The following is a 16,721-nucleotide window of genomic DNA, read 5'->3' on the forward strand; positions in this document are numbered from 1 at the left end:
TTGGCACGCCCTGAAAAAGAACCAAAAACAGAACTGGCACAACGCCTACGTGAAATAAGACGAGTCCTCGGAAACGAAGAACGTGGAGTTTTTGCGCAACGCCTTAATTTACAACGCACTACTCTGGCCAATTATGAAACCGGAGCACACGAGCCAACATCCTCAGCAATTAACGCCTATCATAGAGTCTATAACATTAATCCTCATTGGCTTGTTACGGGCGAAGGCGAAATGTTTAGCGATATGGAAAAAGCGAAAGCAGCAGGTTTTAAACCACAAACGATCCCTGCTGGATTGATGAAAAAGCTCGGTCGCATAGCTTATACAACCTATCGCGATGAAAAAATAAAACTCCCCCCTGAAAATATAGCGGAATTAGCGGCAGAGCTTTGTATAAAGTTGCAAGAGCTTGTCCAAAACATCAATGATATGGAAGAAGTCGAAGCAACTTTTCCTCTTCTTAAGATTCATTTAAAGCGTCAAATAGAAGCTGAAAAAGAACACTCCAAAGCTACACAAAATTCGGCTTAATGCTCCTCTAAAATGAAAAATACAGGCGCGTTTCTCTTTACATTAAAAAATTATAATAATGCATTGTTTTTTAATAATTATATCCCATAAAAATAGAAACGCGCCATATGGCGCATATCTTTTTTGCTTTTTTGGTCATTTTTGGTTGATTTTGGAGTCGATTGAACTTTTGGATTGATTTTTTTCAAAGGGTCTTCAAAGGCGGTTTTCTGGGCTTTCACAGACTTTTAAAAAATCTTCAAAGGATTTTCAAAGACCTTTCAAAGGCTTTTCTCATTTTTACAATGAAAACGCGCTTTTTACCATTTTTCGCATTTTTTGATCATTTTAGGTGTCAAAATCTATTTTGACAAAACGCGCATTTAATGCTAAATTTTATGCATAAAAACAACAAATTATCACCTATTCCTAACTAATCCCACCTCTTCCCACTTAATCCAAAACCTACTGTCAAACTACATCGACGATGGCAAAAGTTTGCGGACTCGTTATCGGATTTAGTCTTCTCTTGGTTCTAGCAAAAATCGAATCATCATCCCTTCATCCTATGTTGCCACACAAAACCTTTTCTTTTTCTTCTGAAATTTTTCCTGTTTACGCGTTGATACTTGTTATGACAACAGTCGTATACAGTATGGAACTTTATTTTCCACTCTTTCTTCAAGAGCTCCATGGGCAAGCGCCACTTATTGCTGGTTATATAGCAGCACTTATTAGCCTAGGGTGGACATGTGGTGCCCTCTCAAGTGTTGGTGTCTCCGCAAAAAAAATTCGCAACATCATCGTATACTCCCCCTTATTAAAACTGTTAGGCATTACTATTCTTTTATGGCTCATTCCAACAAAAGTTTCCACCCTTCAATATATTTTTATTATTTGCTTAGCACTATTTTCTATTGGGATCAGTGCAGGCATAGCATGGCCCCATTTGCTCACAAGGATCTTACAATGTGCAAATGATGAAGATGCTCTTCGTGCCAGTGAATCCCTTACCTCTGTACAACTATTTTCAGCGGCTTTAAGTGCAACTCTAGCAGGAGTCATCACCAATCTTGCTGGACTCTTTAATCCTGGAGGAACAATAGGGATGATCTTAGCAGCAAAAACTCTTCTTATAGTGCTTATGGGGCTTTTATTTTGTCTTGCTATTCCACTAGCGCTACGCATTTCTTACTGCATATTTAAAAATCCAACAGGACATTCCAATAACTAAAAATAAATATAAAAATTCCTTCTTTATTCAAAATGAGAAAAATATTAAGCATGCTTCTCCATAGACCATGAGATGCAAAAAATCATTAATCCACACAAAGTTAAAACACTCCCTAAAACCGCTGTATATTCGTAACTATAGCCCAATTTTAAAACCAATGCTCCAGCTTCTGCACCAAGAGCATTAGCAATATTAAAAGCAGACTGCATTAATGCTCCTGCCAAAATCTGTCCCTGTAGTGCAACATCCATAATTTTTGTTTGTATAGAAGGCATAGCAGCAAAAGAAGTCCCAACAAAAAAGCACCCTATTGCTGCTGTTAACGGAGCATAGGATAAAAAGAAAAAAAGAAAAAAAACAAATACACTCCAAAGCATAGAAAAAAATATCATCGGCGAAATGCCTATTTTAATAGCCAATTTAGGCCCCAAGAGATTTCCACCCACCATTCCCAATCCAACTAAGGGCATAATCAACGGCACCCACTCAAGCGAAATACCAGAAATATGCATGAGTGTTGACTTAATATACGTAAAAACAGAGAATAATCCTGATGCTCCCACCGAAACCATTGCCAAAAGAAGCCACACCTGCTTTTGCTTTAATGCCCCCATTTCGCGTAAAGGGCTCGTTCTTGGCGAACTTGAATCGCAAGGTAAAAAATTCCAAATAAGCAAACAACACAATAAAGCAATCATACCCACAAGGATAAAAGCAATCTGCCAACCAATAAGTTGACCAATCCAAGTAGCCCCTGGTGCTCCCAAAACAGTTGCAATCGTTAGGCCAAGCATGACAGACCCAACAGCTTTAGAACGTTCATTCATTTCTACCATTGAAGCGGCGACCATAGCCGCAAGTCCGAAATAGATTCCATGGGGAAGACCACTAAGAAAGCGTAATGCAACTAATATGCTAAAATCAGAAAAAAAAGCACTCGCAATATTTGCTAAGGCATAAAAAAACATCAACCCTATCAAAACAGTTTTACGCGATATCTGAGCTGTTGCAACAGCTAAAAGAGGTGCTCCAATCACAACCCCTAACGCATAAGCAGAAATATATTGACCCGCAGTAGGAATATCAACATATGAACTTCGCGCCATCTCTGGCAAGAGTCCCATTGCAACAAACTCAGCAGTCCCAATAGCAAAACTCCCCACGGCAAGAGCTAAAATTGCTAAACGCCGTATTCTCGAATCAATCCCCAATGCAAAAACGTTTTGTTTATGAAAATCCTTCATATCATCACTTCTGGATAAAAATTTTAGCTGTAGATATCTGTAATACGTAAAAATAAAAATTCAAAACATTGTTACACGCACGCCAAATCGTCCCCAATAAAGTTTTAGAAACATTTTGATATATAAGCATTTTATGGAGTTTTAAGTAAAATTAATGGAAGATCTTTTAAAAACCTAACAGCTATAGGTTATAAATGTATTTAACTACTTTTATGAGGCCAGCCAGATAATAAAGTCAGATAATAAATTTTTCCTTCTCTTTTCAATAGTTTTAATTCTACACTAAAATCTTTATTTTAGAAAGATATACCACACACTATAAACGACTCTAAAATTTATCGAAGAATGTATTTGAAATAAATGAACAATATCTCATCATCATCTTTATACAAGTATAAAACTTCTCCACAATTTATTGTTTCTTCGTTTTTATGATCTGAATACCCCCCTTCCAAATCGATAAGCGATGATTTCAACGAGTACGCTATCCTTATGCGTTACTGCAAAATCTTTTAAAGATTCTCATGATAATAGTGCTTGAATTCCCCATTGATTAAATAATCCTATTCTAGAGATATTGCCCCCTATCTCATCTCATAGAGGAAGAACCTAAGATAGTTTTTTATTTAATGTATTATCTGTAAATTTGAAATATTCACATAATATATTATTATTTTTATATAAATTCTTATAACAAAATAATAAAATAATTACTTTTTGATTAAAAATATTTAATCAATATTTTATATGAGTAAAGTTATTATTTTAAATAATAAGTATATAAATTATAAATTTAAAAGATTATAATATTACTTTATTATTATTTTAATTTTTTAAGATCTTATCTGTTCTACTGCATGTAACACATTTTTTACCTTGATCGATAAAAAACACAAAAGAACTCATAAAAATACAATTTTCATACTTCTTTAAGAGTTCGCTAACGCCTCATTAACATTGTTGCTTTAAACAGTCACCAGAAGCAGGAATAAACTGTTTTTCTCCGGATCAGGTAGCGCGTACCGGAGTAACAGTTTCTGTTTTATATGATAATTACAAAAAGAACATGTGCCCCATAAAAGTGTACCTTTACATCTTAAGATAGTGCACTTTATATTTGGGGAAAGTGTTTATAATTTCATTTTTGCGTAAAATTTGGAAGTAAAAAACGCACTATTAGGTGAGGAGTGTTTAGCGTCCTTGTGCCCACAAAGCACGCGTTTCAGCGCAAAAATCAGCATAACAACCTTCTTCAATGGCATCACGAATTCCTTGCATCAGTTGTTGGTAATAAAAAAGATTATTCCAAGTCAACAACATACCACCAAGAGATTCATCAGATTTGATCAAATGATGCAAATAAGCACAACTATAATCATTTGCTGCCGGACAAAGTGACTGTGGATCAAGAGGATGAGGATCTTCTGCATAACGTGCATTACGCAAATTAATTCTCCCAAAGCGTGTAAAAGCTAAACCATGACGCCCTGCACGCGTTGGCATAACACAATCAAACATATCAACACCACGTGCAACACTTTGTAAAATATCATCAGGTGTTCCCACTCCCATAAGGTAGCGTGGTTTATCTTCTGGTAAGATCGGACAAGTAACATCCAACACTGCTGTCATAACACTCTGCGGCTCACCAACTGCAAGCCCTCCAATCGCGTAGCCTTTTAAATTCATTTCTTTTAATGCTTGAGCAGAACGTTCACGCAGTTTCATATTATCACCACCTTGAACAATCCCAAACAATGCTTTATCTGGCTGATTCCCAAAAGCTGTTTTACAACGTTGTGCCCACCGCAATGAAAGTTCCATAGCCTCTTCTATCTCTTTTTCAGTTGCCGGTAATGCAATACATTGATCTAACTGCATCTGGACATCCGCATCAAGAAGTCCTTGAATTTCGATAGAACGCTCTGGACTCATTTCATAGTAGGCTCCATTAATGTAAGAGCGAAAAATCACACCTTGCTCGGTAATTTTTCGGATGCCCGCCAATGACATAACCTGAAAACCGCCAGAATCGGTTAAAATAGGTCCATTCCAGCGTGAAAATTCATGTAATCCCCCCAAACGTGCAACACGTTCAGCTCCTGGACGTAACATTAAATGATAAGTATTCCCCAAAATGATATCCGCTCCAAGCTCACGTATTTGGTCCATATACATAGCCTTAACAGTTCCTGCTGTTCCAACAGGCATAAAAGCAGGTGTACGAACACATCCCCGTCCAGTAATAATTTCACCTCGACGCGCATATCCATCTTGAGCAATTTTTCTATAATGAAATGTCTTTATCATCACTCTCGTCTTTTTGATTCCATCAATGCATATCTCTATAGAAAGGAAAAAATACCTTCCTTACGCGTATTGCCATAAGCATTATGAATTAATTGTTGATTCGATCGATATTGTAACCAGCATAAAAAATTAAACGAGATAAAAGAACATTTGTTGTGAAGAAATCACCATAATAAAGAAACAATCTGACTTCAGAAAATAGCCAAAATATCATATCTCAAAATATCGACACTTAACGCACCACAGCCTTAATAGAACTATGAAATTATTATCTTCAATAATCTCATCTTTACGTACTTTCATAAGCAATAATTCTGTACGACTAGAAGAAAATTTTAATGACATTGTACAACTGCCAGTATTCTGCATTCTTATTTTGGAAAACGCCATCCTCACGCTTAACGAAAATGCAAATTAACACTATCATCATAACCGCTCTCAATATTGCTCTTAGCACTTAAGAGCGTTCATAAGAGGTATTTTTATTCCAATCATTTTTCGATACATCAATCCCACTTGTGGCATACAAAAAGAATGATCGTGATTAATTCACTCCCATCAATAATCATCTGATACCCCCCACGAGAAAGAGAACTACTTACAAACCGATACACGCAGATCTCTTGTAAGATGGAGAAAAAATCAATACCAAAGAGGTTGAAATAAGAGAATCTTACAATATTTAGAGTTCTCATTTAATGTACAAGATGATAAACTATCATTATAAACCACTGCATTGATATATAATGCAACCTATCTATAAAATTATTCAGAGTTTTTTATCCCCCCTATCTTTGCTACATTTTATTTAAAAATAGAAAAGATCATATTTTTAATATCTTGCAAATACATTATATAATATAATGTTAAAAATATAGAGCTCTCCAAATGGTATATACACTCATTATCAATATAAAAAATTTATTTATAATGATAATTCACTATTTTGTGTGTTGAGTGAGAGTCCCGAATATCGTAAAATTCTCCTATTTCAAACCTGTTTATCTTGAATCAATCAAAACCACTCCCTTACTGGTCATAAGCGGAATGAGTATATGGATCAAAGTTTGTATAAAAAAGGAATAAAAATGGTTCTTATGAACGCTCTCAAGTACCAAGGACTGTTGTAACATTGGGGGCTGACAAAGTGTGTGATGGTACCGGCTTGCTTCTTCATAAGTATAAAGATGGAGGTAATCAATGGATTTATCATTATATCCTTCACAGGTACCGCCATGAAATAGGCTTAAATGCCTTAAGAGATGTTTCTTTAAAAAAGCTTATGAATGTGCAACTGGATGGCGCTCTGTTCTTCGTGAGAGGCGTCCCCCATTAGAGAACGCAATAAACAAAAACGGGAGGCAATAAGCAATCTCCATTATTTCAAAGACATTGTGTTAGATGCTTTTGAAAGTCATAAAGCTGAATTAAAAGGAGATGGTAAAAATGGAGATTGGTTTTCGCCTTTACAACTTTATATTCTTCCTAAATTAGGCTATCTGCTCGTTTCAGAAATTACATAAACAGAGATACGCAATGTTCTTACTCCTATCTAGCATATAAAAGCTTCAACAGCAGAGAAAGCACTAAATCCCTTAATCTTTGTTTCAAACATGCTGCCGCATTAAGATTGGATGTTGATATACCAGGAGCAATAACAGCACATGCTTTTCAGAAAAGTAGCATTATAAAAGCATCAAGAAACCGGCAATGAATCGGAAAGAAGTGCCGATTTTTTTTATAAAACACTTTGCAAAAGAACAATTCTAACAAAAATGGTTTGATGTTTTCTTATCCTGACAGCTGTCCTTACTAATCCTTGACATCAATTCGTGAAGATCAGATTGAAGGGAATAATGAAGAATTCTCGACTCAAGAATATGAAAGATAAGCATGATATTACAAAAGAATTTCGTATGCCTTTATTGATCAAAAAAGAGGTTTTTCTTTTAGTAATTTACAATTGAAACGCGTAATGATTGATACTACTTTTCATCCGCAGCAATAACAGCTTTGGTAATCGTATCAGGATCTGCAACAGGTTCACCACGTTTAATTTTATCAACATTTTCCATACCCTCAACGACCTGCCCCCATATGGAGTATTGACGATCAAGCCACGGAGCATCTGCAAAACAAATAAAAAACTGAGAGTTAGCAGAATTTGGATTCTGACTCCGTGCCATAGAAACTGTACCACGCTTATGAGAAAGATTTGAAAACTCTGCTGTTAAATTTGGTTTTTCTGAACCACCCATCCCCGCACGTGATAAATTAAACTCTTCACTATCCTTCTTGCCAAATTGCACATCACCAGTCTGCGCCATAAAACCATCAATAACACGATGAAAAATAACGTTATCATAAGCGCCTTCACGAACCAGCTCTTTAATACGTGCAACATGACAAGGCGCTAAATCAGCAAAAAGCTCGATAACAACTCTGCCCTTCGTTGTTTCAAGGACCAAGGTATTCTCTAGATTTTTATTCTCAGCCATATGAAAAACTCCTTTGATTTATCTCTCAATTTGTAAAGTAGCAGCATGAATAACATCAGGATTTGTTACAGATCCATTATTACTTGCAGTGCCTTTTTTAATTTTATCAACAACATCCATTCCCTTTATAACCTCTCCAACAACCGTATACTGACCATTTAAAAAAGCAGCATCATCAAAACAAATGAAGAATTGAGAATTTGCGGAATCTGGATCTTGTGAACGTGCCATCCCAACAGTACCCCGTTTAAACGGCTGCTTTGAAAATTCAGCCGGTATATTGGGATAATTTGAACCTCCCATACCAACGCGTTTCAGATCAAAATCTCTACTGCCTTTTTTTCCAAACTTGACATCCCCAGTTTGTGCCATAAAGCCAGGAATAACGCGATGAAAGACAACATTATTATAAGCCCCCTCCTCTGTTAGTTTTTTGATTTGTGCAACATGTTTTGGCGCCAAATCAGGACGCAAACGAATAATAACATCACCATCTTTGAGAGATAAAACAAGCAGGCTTGCATCACTTGTTGGACTTGCTGAGCTAGAATTATCAGCAACAGCGTGCAATGAAAAAAAGCAAAAAACACACATCAAAACAGCAAAAATTCTACGATACACAATTACTCTCCCCTAACAGACTGAAATTTCGAATGCAAAGCTTGTGCAATATTGGACGGCACAAATGGTGTCACATCTCCTCCCATAGAAGCAATTTGACGGACCAATGTAGACGTTATCGCACGCCCAGAAACGCTTGCCGGCAAAAAAACAGTTTGCAATTCAGGAGCCATAATGCCATTCATCCCTGCCATTTGCATTTCATAATCAAGATCAGTCCCATCACGCAACCCACGAATGAGAAATGAAGCACCAACTTCACGCGCCTTCTCAATGAGAAGATTATTAAATGAAAGAACCTGCAACCGATTAGAATCTGCACCGAGCAAGTCTTTTCCTACCTGCGTAATGAAATCAACACGCTCTTCAAAGCTAAAAAGTGTCTTTTTATTAGCCTGTAGTCCTATAGCGACGACCACCTTATCAGCTAACACAAAACACCCTTTCAAAACATCAAGGTGACCGTTTGTAAGAGGATCAAAGGAACCTGCATAAAAAGCAATTTTCATGATTTCACTCCACCCTCTTCAAAATTATTCTTCTTCACTCATATTAACGATATCAGAATGCTTCTCACCTTCATCCTCTAATGAACGCGTATCATCTTCAGGTTCAGAAATACGCTCAACCGATACAACTCTTTCACCTTCGGCTGTATTAAAAATCGTCACTCCCTTAGTTGAACGCCCAGCAGTACGAATTCCCTCAACGGGGACGCGAATAAGCTGTCCCCCATCTGATACCAACATAATTTGATCTTGCGCCTTCACCGGAAAAGCCGCTACTAATTTACCAATTTCAGCTGTTTTAGAGGGGTCTGTTGCACGAATCCCTTTTCCACCACGCCCCGAAATCCGGAATTCATAAGAAGAAGAGCGTTTACCATAACCAAATTCACTCACCGTTAAAAGCATTTGTTCACGCGCATGAAGTTCGGCATAGCGTTCATCTGTTAAGTCTGTTTCACCTCCTCCATCTTCTTCATCAAGAGAGATAATATCTTCAACATCAGCATCTGCACCAGCAGCACGCCGTTCATTCATCACACGTTTAATATAAGCAGAACGCTCAAAGGACGTTGCCTCAACATGTTCTAAGATTGTCATCGAAATGACTTTATCACCTTTAGCCAAATTGATACCACGAACCCCTACAGAATTACGCCCTGCAAAGACACGAACATCCAAAACTGGAAAACGGATACATTGTCCATTGGCTGTTGTGAGAACAACATCGTCATGTTCGGTACAGGTTTCAACCGAAAGAATTTCATCTTCTTCATCAAGTTTCATGGCAATTTTACCATTACGATTAACCTGAACGAAATCTGATAACTTATTACGACGCACAGTTCCACGGGTTGTTGCAAACATAATATCCAATGCGCTCCAGCTTGCTTCATCTTCCGGTAAAGGCATAATCGTTGTAATGCGTTCACCTTGTTGTAAGGGCAGCATATTAATCAAAGCTCTCCCACGCGATTGCGGCGTCCCCAACGGTAGTCTCCAAACTTTTTCCTTATAAACAATCCCACGTGATGAAAAGAAAAGAACCGGTGTATGCGTATTAGCGACAAACAACCGCGTTACAAAATCCTCATCCTTCGTGGACATACCAGAACGCCCCTTACCACCACGACGCTGTGCACGATAGGTATTAAGAGGAACGCGCTTAATATAGCCACTATGGCTCACCGTTACCACCATATCCTCTGGAGCAATAAGATCTTCACTCTCCATCTCAGCGCTACCAAAACCAAAGACGGTACGTCGCGGCGTTGCAAATTCCTCACGAAGAGCACTCAACTCGTCCTTAACAATGTGCATAATGCGTACACGCGATGCCAAGATATCAAGATAATCAGCAATATCTACGCCAATTTTATTCAATTCATCAGCAATTTCATCACGCCCAAGGGCTGTCAAGCGTTGCAAACGCAATTCTAAAATAGCACGCGCCTGTTCTTCAGAGAGATTATAAGTACCATCCTCATGAATAATATGACGGGGATCATCAATAAGTTTAATCAAAGGCGCAACATCCATCGCTGGCCAACGTCGCTCCATTAATTGCGCACGTGCTGTCTGTGGATCGGGCGCTTTGCGAATAAGCGCTATGATTTCATCAATATTGGCAACAGCAAGAGCAAGACCAACCAAAACATGGGCCCGCTCACGTGCTTTACGCAAAAGATATTTTGTTCGCCGGCTAACAACCTCTTCCCGAAAAGCAACAAATGCACGAAGCATATCAAGCAACGTCATTTGTTCAGGTTTTCCCCCATTTAACGCAACCATATTACAACCAAAAGAAGTTTGCAGCGGCGTATAACGATATAATTGATTTAAAACAACTTCCGCAACAACATCTTTTTTCAACTCAATAACGACACGATATCCATCACGATCAGATTCATCACGCAAATCAGAGATTCCCTCAATGCGCTTATCACGCACCAATTCGGCCATTTTCTCAATCATTGTTGCCTTATTAACCTGATAAGGAATCTCACTGACAATAATTGCCTGTCGACCACTGCGAATTTCTTCAATATCAACTTTAGCACGCATAATGATGGAACCACGCCCTGTTTCATAAGCTGAACGGACACCAGAACGTCCGAGGATAATCCCCCCTGTAGGAAAATCTGGACCAGGAATAATTTCAATTATTTGATCAAGTGTGATATCGGGATTATCAATCAGAGCAATACAACCATCAACAACTTCACTAAGATTATGGGGCGGAATATTGGTTGCCATTCCCACAGCAATCCCCCCTGATCCGTTAACCAAAAGATTGGGAAAACGCGCTGGTAAGACAACCGGTTCACGTTCACGCCCATCATAATTATCCTGAAAATCAACAGTATCTTTATCAATATCAGCTAAAAGCTCTTCTGAAACTTTTTCTAAACGACACTCAGTATAGCGCATTGCCGCAGGAGGATCACCATCAACGGAACCAAAATTCCCTTGGCCATCAATCAATGGATTTCTCAAAGAGAAGTCCTGCGCCATACGCACCAAGGCATCATAAATCGAAGCATCACCATGGGGATGAAATTTTCCCATAACCTCCCCAACAACACCAGCAGATTTACGATACGGTTTATTAAAAACAAGCCCCATCTCATTCATAGCATGAAGGATACGTCGATGAACAGGTTTAAGACCATCACGGACATCAGGGAGTGCACGCGAAACAATTACGCTCATCGCATAATCGAGATAAGAGCGTTGCATTTCATCAATAATACTGATTGGCTCAATACCGCTCAGCACATCACGTTCTGGCTGTGGAGTAAGATCGGTCACAATTTCAAAACTTTCAAAAAAGAATCATTTTACTTTGTTTATATCGATTTATATCGAAAAACACACAAAAATGCTAATTTCTCTCTCATAATAAAAAAGAAAATTAACAATATTTTTCAAGATGTTATTAATTCCTATTAGAAATTATCAATAATAATAAACAGTTTTCACTTCGCTAAACTTCAAAAATCCGAAATAGACAAACTATAAAGAACGCGTAATAGTGTAATGTAAAGACTCTTAGAAAGGAACGTCATCATCTAATTTGTGAGAAAAACTTTCTCCTACTTGGCTATTATTTTGACCAAAAGTATTTCTCTGATTTGAGCTACTATCCGCAAAGCCACCACTATAACTGCCCCCTTGACCAACTCCTTGCTCCCCACTCGCTCCCCCACGCCCATCAAGCATTTGTAATTCACCACGGTATTTTTGCAAAACAATCTCTGTTGTATAACGATCATTTCCATTTTGATCTTGCCATTTCCGTGTCTGTAACTGCCCCTCAATATAAATTTTGCTTCCCTTTTTTAAATATTGCTCTACAACTTTGACAAGGTTCTCATTAAAAATAACAATATTATGCCACTCGGTGCGTTCTTTTCGCTCATTTGTATTCCGATCACGCCAACTTTCCGAAGTAGCAATACGCAAATTTGCTACTTGATCTCCAGAATTCAAACGACGAATTTCAGGATCTGACCCGAGATTACCAATCAAAATAACTTTATTAAGGCTACCAGCCATCGCATAAACTCCAAAATTTTAATCGTAAAAATAGTCTTTATATATAACAGTTATGACCATCTTGACCTTCAATTTACAGGTCTGTAATTGACCTTCAATATGGATATTGCTATCCTTTCCCAATATTGGATCCGTATAATTATAACAAAATATGATAACAACGCATAGTTTATTCCATCAGTAGAGAATAAAAAGCTGCTCATTTATATTTTTTTTCACAAAACTTACACCTTCTTTCTGCGTTAAAGCAGTTAAACACATTGTAATTCTAAAAAAACAGTTTTATTCCGTCTTAAAGGCTCAATTTTTGTCACATATGCCAAGGATAAAATATGACTCATCAAAAATATATCTCCATTCGCGGTGCACGTGAACATAACCTTAAAAATATTGATCTCGATCTTCCTCGTGATAAACTCATTGTTATAACAGGACTTTCTGGATCAGGAAAATCATCTTTAGCTTTTGATACAATTTACGCTGAAGGACAACGCCGCTATGTCGAAAGCCTTTCAGCTTATGCACGCCAATTTTTGGAAGTTATGCAAAAACCTGATGTCGACCGTATCGATGGCCTTTCTCCAGCCATCTCCATTGAACAAAAAACAACCAGCCGCAATCCTCGTTCAACGGTCGGCACTGTCACTGAAATCCACGACTATATGCGTCTCCTTTTTGCACGTATTGGCATTCCTCATTCCCCTGCTACAGGACGCCCCATTGAAAGCCAAACAGTAAGTCAAATGGTGGACCAAATTATGTCCTTACCAGAAGGAACCCGAATTTTTATTATGGCTCCCTTGGTGCGAGGACGAAAGGGAGAATATAAAAAAGAACTAACAGAACTTTTAAAAAAGGGATTTCAACGCGCTAAAGTTGATGGAAAATTCTATGAAATCCCCGATATTCCAGCTCTTGATAAAAAGTATAAACATGACATCGATGTCGTTGTAGACCGCATTGTCGTACAGAAGGATATCACCTCTCGCTTGGCTGATAGTATAGAAACCTGTTTACAGCTAGCAAATGGACTTGCCATTGTTGAAATGGCAGACCAACCCTTGGCACAAAAAGAAACGGCAAAAGAATCGGCTCATAAGTCAAAAAATGACACACACAAACGGCTTCTTTTTTCAGAAAAGTTTTCCTGCCCTGTATCGGGATTCTCTATCCCTGAAATTGAACCACGTCTTTTTTCGTTCAATAATCCTTTTGGAGCCTGTCCTCTTTGCGATGGACTAGGAATCAAAAAGGCAATGGACCCACTGAAAATTGTGCCCAATAAAAATCTTACCTTAAAAGACGGAGCCATTGCACCTTGGGCTAAATCAGATTCACTTTATTATAGCCAAACCTTAGAAGCATTAGGAAAAGCTTACGGTTTCAAACTTACAGACCAATGGTGTAAACTCTCTGATGAGGCACAACAAGCTATTCTCTACGGTACAAAAAGAAATGAAATCTCCTTTATCTACAGGAATGATTCTCGTTCGCATAAAATGACTCAACCTTTTGAAGGAATCATCCCCAACATGGAGAGGCGCTGGAAAGAAACCGATTCTGCTTGGTCCCGTGAAGAAATTGAGCGTTATATGTCTTCTTCACCTTGCCCAGCCTGTCACGGTTATCGTTTAAAACCAGAGGCACTTGCTGTGAAAATCCACGGGATGCATATTGGGCAAATATCAGATCTTTCTATTCTAAAAGCCGATGATTGGTTTGCCAATATCCATCAATATCTCACAGAGAAACAACGTAATATCGCGGTACGTATTTTAAAAGAAATTCGCGAACGCTTAGCCTTTTTAAATCATGTAGGATTGGAATATCTTACCTTATCTCGAAATTCAGGGACCCTTTCAGGGGGAGAAAGCCAACGTATTCGATTAGCCTCCCAGATTGGTTCTGGTCTTACAGGCGTCCTTTATATTTTAGACGAACCATCCATCGGTTTACATCAACGGGATAATGAACGTCTTTTGGAAATGCTGCGCCATTTGCGCGATCTTGGCAATACCGTCATTGTCGTTGAACATGATGAAGATGCTATTCTCACGGCAGACCATGTTGTCGATATGGGCCCTGCTGCAGGCGTTCATGGTGGTAAAGTCATAGCGCAAGGAACACCGCAAGAAATTATAGAAAATCAAGCCTCTCTCACAGGACAATATCTTTCAGGAAAAATGGCTGTTAGAATGCCGACTGAGCGACGTAAAATATCAAAATCGAAAACCCTTAAAGTCATCGGTGCTAAAGGTAACAACCTTAAAAATATCAGTGCAAATATCCCTCTTGGAACCTTCACATGCATAACCGGTGTTTCTGGAGGAGGAAAATCAACATTTCTTATTGAAACGCTTTTCAAAGCAGCATCACATCAGATCATGGGTAGTCATCACAGCCCTGCTCGCTATGATAAAATCGAAGGATTAGAATTTCTGGATAAAGTCATCGATATCAACCAGTCTCCCATCGGACGCACCCCACGCTCTAATCCCGCAACCTATACAGGCGCTTTTACACCGATTCGTGACTGGTTTGCCGAGCTTCCAGAATCAAAAGCCCGTGGTTATAAAGCAGGACGTTTTTCATTTAATGTTAAAGGAGGACGTTGCGAAGCCTGTCAGGGTGATGGAGTCATCAAAATTGAAATGCACTTTTTACCAGATGTCTATGTCACTTGTGATGTCTGTAAAGGAAAACGCTACAATCGAGAAACATTAGAAATAAAATTCAAAGGGCAATCTATCGCCGATATTTTGGATATGACAATCGAAAAGGCAGAAGAATTTTTCCACGCTGTTCCCGCTATTCATAATAAAATGGAGACCCTCATTAAAGTAGGATTGGGTTACATAAAGGTAGGACAGCAAGCGACCACGCTTTCTGGTGGAGAAGCGCAACGTATAAAACTTGCGAAAGAACTTGCGCGCAAAACAACGGGACGTACACTCTATATTTTGGATGAGCCGACAACAGGTTTACACTTTCATGATATTTCCAAGCTTCTTGAAGTGCTCCATGAACTGGTCGAGCAAGGCAACACCGTCATCGTCATTGAACATAACCTTGACGTTATCAAGACAGCCGACTGGATTATTGATTTAGGACCAGAAGGTGGAGATCGCGGTGGTGAAATCGTTGCAGTTGGACGCCCTGAAGACATTATTAAAGTTCCCGCTTCCTATACGGGAAAATTTCTAAAAGATGTTTTACAGCGCCAATCTCTCTACAATTCAAACGCTTAAAAAGACTTACCTTTGAAAATACAGTATACGAACAAAGCCTGTATTTTTACTGTTATCTGTAAATTAATCTTTCATTCCAGTGCAGCAGCATGTTTGAAACAAGACTGAAACGATTGAGCACTTTATAAGCTGTTTCAGTTTTCGTATTGCCAAATAGGAATGCGTGCATAATTGCATATTTCTTATCTGTTTGTTTATATCTGAAATGATCAGACAACCTAATTTGGAAAGAATACAAAGTTTGAAAGGTATAAAAAAAATTTTATCTTTACCAGCTCCTTTTAATTCTCATCCTGATGACTTTCAAAAGCATCCGCAATAAGATCTTATAATAAGGATTGCATATTGCTTCACGCTTTCATTTATCGCGTTCTCTAACAAGATCACGCACCTCACGAAAAGACAAAATACCCCAAACGGAATATATTTGCGTTGCCAATTCCAGACGCTTGTTTTAGAGTAATATTTCTCAATACTCCCAAGCCCATTGCATGACATCTCCTGTGAATGGTATATCGATACATCCATCATTGTACATCAGCATCTTTATATTTAATAATGGAGCAAACCACCGCTATATGATATTAGCCAGCCCCCATCACTACCCCAAAGCCCTTACATTTGAAGTGCAGTCTATGATAGGTCTCTTTATTATTTCTCTCTTAGCCATTTTTATCCACACACCCGCACGATTTAGGATATACAAAGATATTGTTTTGATTGATTGACGATAAAAAGACCTAAAATGAGAAAATCTCACGCTCTTAGAATTTCTTATTCAATATGAGAAAACGTATAATTATTCTTATAAATCAACGTATTATTCAAAAAAAACAAAACTCCCTTATTATATTATTTTAATTCTGTACAAAAGAAGTGTAAGATTTTTTTCCAAAACAACAATATTTCACATTAATTCTACAAAAAAAATCTCCTCCAAGAGCATAAAGTATCATTATTGTCGACTTTTTGTGCACAAAGTATCTGTTGGA

General features: G+C 38.1%; 10 protein-coding genes and 2 pseudogenes. 5 read left to right on the plus strand and 7 right to left on the minus strand.

Translation table 11 applies throughout. The annotated features are described in order from the left end of the window. Together BTR_RS06840 and BTR_RS06845 are read left to right on the plus strand one after the other, a co-directional pair. On the plus strand, positions 1–531 hold the full coding sequence (locus BTR_RS06840) for a helix-turn-helix domain-containing protein (RefSeq protein ID WP_012231832.1): 531 nt from the start codon (positions 1–3) through the stop codon (positions 529–531). A 460-nt stretch (positions 532–991) separates the two neighbouring features. Next, a pseudogene (locus BTR_RS06845) lies at positions 992–1,744 on the plus strand (MFS transporter); the annotation flags it as partial. A 44-nt stretch (positions 1,745–1,788) separates the two neighbouring features. Here the strand turns inward: BTR_RS06845 and BTR_RS06850 are convergent. Both BTR_RS06850 and tgt read right to left on the minus strand, forming a co-directional pair. Further along, on the minus strand, positions 1,789–2,988 hold the full coding sequence (locus tag BTR_RS06850; protein WP_012231928.1) for an MFS transporter: 1,200 nt from the start codon (positions 2,986–2,988) through the stop codon (positions 1,789–1,791). 1,191 nt (positions 2,989–4,179) lie between these two features. Beyond that, positions 4,180–5,298, minus strand: a complete 1,119-nt coding sequence (gene tgt / locus BTR_RS06855) for a tRNA guanosine(34) transglycosylase Tgt (protein WP_012231929.1) — start codon at positions 5,296–5,298, stop codon at positions 4,180–4,182. Between the two features lie 1,147 nt (positions 5,299–6,445). Here tgt and BTR_RS13835 point away from each other — a divergent pair. Then, entirely contained in the window at positions 6,446–6,634 is a 189-nt protein-coding gene (locus BTR_RS13835; protein WP_012231930.1) for a putative integrase DNA protein, read from the plus strand. Between the two features lie 58 nt (positions 6,635–6,692). Then, positions 6,693–6,821, plus strand: coding sequence for a hypothetical protein (locus BTR_RS13840; protein ID WP_012231931.1), 129 nt, complete (start codon positions 6,693–6,695; stop codon positions 6,819–6,821). 462 nt (positions 6,822–7,283) lie between these two features. Here BTR_RS13840 and BTR_RS06870 read toward each other — a convergent pair whose 3' ends face one another. From BTR_RS06870 to ssb, 5 genes and pseudogenes are all read right to left on the minus strand, one after another. Beyond that, complete coding sequence (locus BTR_RS06870) at positions 7,284–7,796, minus strand: peptidylprolyl isomerase (RefSeq protein WP_012231932.1); 513 nt, start codon at positions 7,794–7,796, stop codon at positions 7,284–7,286. Positions 7,797–7,814: 18 nt separating this feature from the next. Then, a complete protein-coding gene (locus BTR_RS06875; RefSeq protein WP_012231933.1) occupies positions 7,815–8,417 on the minus strand; it encodes a peptidylprolyl isomerase in 603 nt (200 codons plus the stop codon). Next, positions 8,407–8,926, minus strand: a pseudogene (gene coaD / locus BTR_RS06880) (pantetheine-phosphate adenylyltransferase). The gene BTR_RS06875 and the pseudogene coaD overlap by 11 nt, the downstream one beginning before the upstream one ends. 24 nt (positions 8,927–8,950) lie before the next feature. Further along, positions 8,951–11,734, minus strand: coding sequence for a DNA gyrase subunit A (gyrA, locus tag BTR_RS06885; protein WP_038473713.1), 2,784 nt, complete (start codon positions 11,732–11,734; stop codon positions 8,951–8,953). Between the two features lie 240 nt (positions 11,735–11,974). Continuing rightward, positions 11,975–12,481 (minus strand): single-stranded DNA-binding protein, encoded by a 507-nt coding sequence (ssb, locus tag BTR_RS06890; RefSeq protein WP_012231936.1) that lies wholly within the window; start codon positions 12,479–12,481, stop codon positions 11,975–11,977. A 332-nt stretch (positions 12,482–12,813) separates the two neighbouring features. On the opposite strand from ssb, the gene uvrA reads away from it, so the two are divergent. Then, a complete protein-coding gene (uvrA, locus tag BTR_RS06895; RefSeq protein ID WP_012231937.1) occupies positions 12,814–15,729 on the plus strand; it encodes an excinuclease ABC subunit UvrA in 2,916 nt (971 codons plus the stop codon). The last annotated feature ends 992 nt before the right edge of the window (positions 15,730–16,721 follow it).

This window comes from Bartonella tribocorum CIP 105476, assembly GCF_000196435.1.
Lineage (GTDB): Bacteria > Pseudomonadota > Alphaproteobacteria > Rhizobiales > Rhizobiaceae > Bartonella > Bartonella tribocorum.

Bases quoted from the DNA above. Each gene is read 5' to 3' on its own strand.
- BTR_RS06850 (WP_012231928.1), bottom strand. From the start codon at position 2,988: ATGAAGGATTTTCATAAACAAAACGTTTTTGCATTGGGGATTGATTCG.
- tgt (WP_012231929.1), bottom strand. From the start codon at position 5,298: ATGATAAAGACATTTCATTATAGAAAAATTGCTCAAGATGGATATGCG.
- BTR_RS06870 (WP_012231932.1), bottom strand. From the start codon at position 7,796: ATGGCTGAGAATAAAAATCTAGAGAATACCTTGGTCCTTGAAACAACG.
- ssb (WP_012231936.1), bottom strand. From the start codon at position 12,481: ATGGCTGGTAGCCTTAATAAAGTTATTTTGATTGGTAATCTCGGGTCA.
- uvrA (WP_012231937.1), top strand. From the start codon at position 12,814: ATGACTCATCAAAAATATATCTCCATTCGCGGTGCACGTGAACATAAC.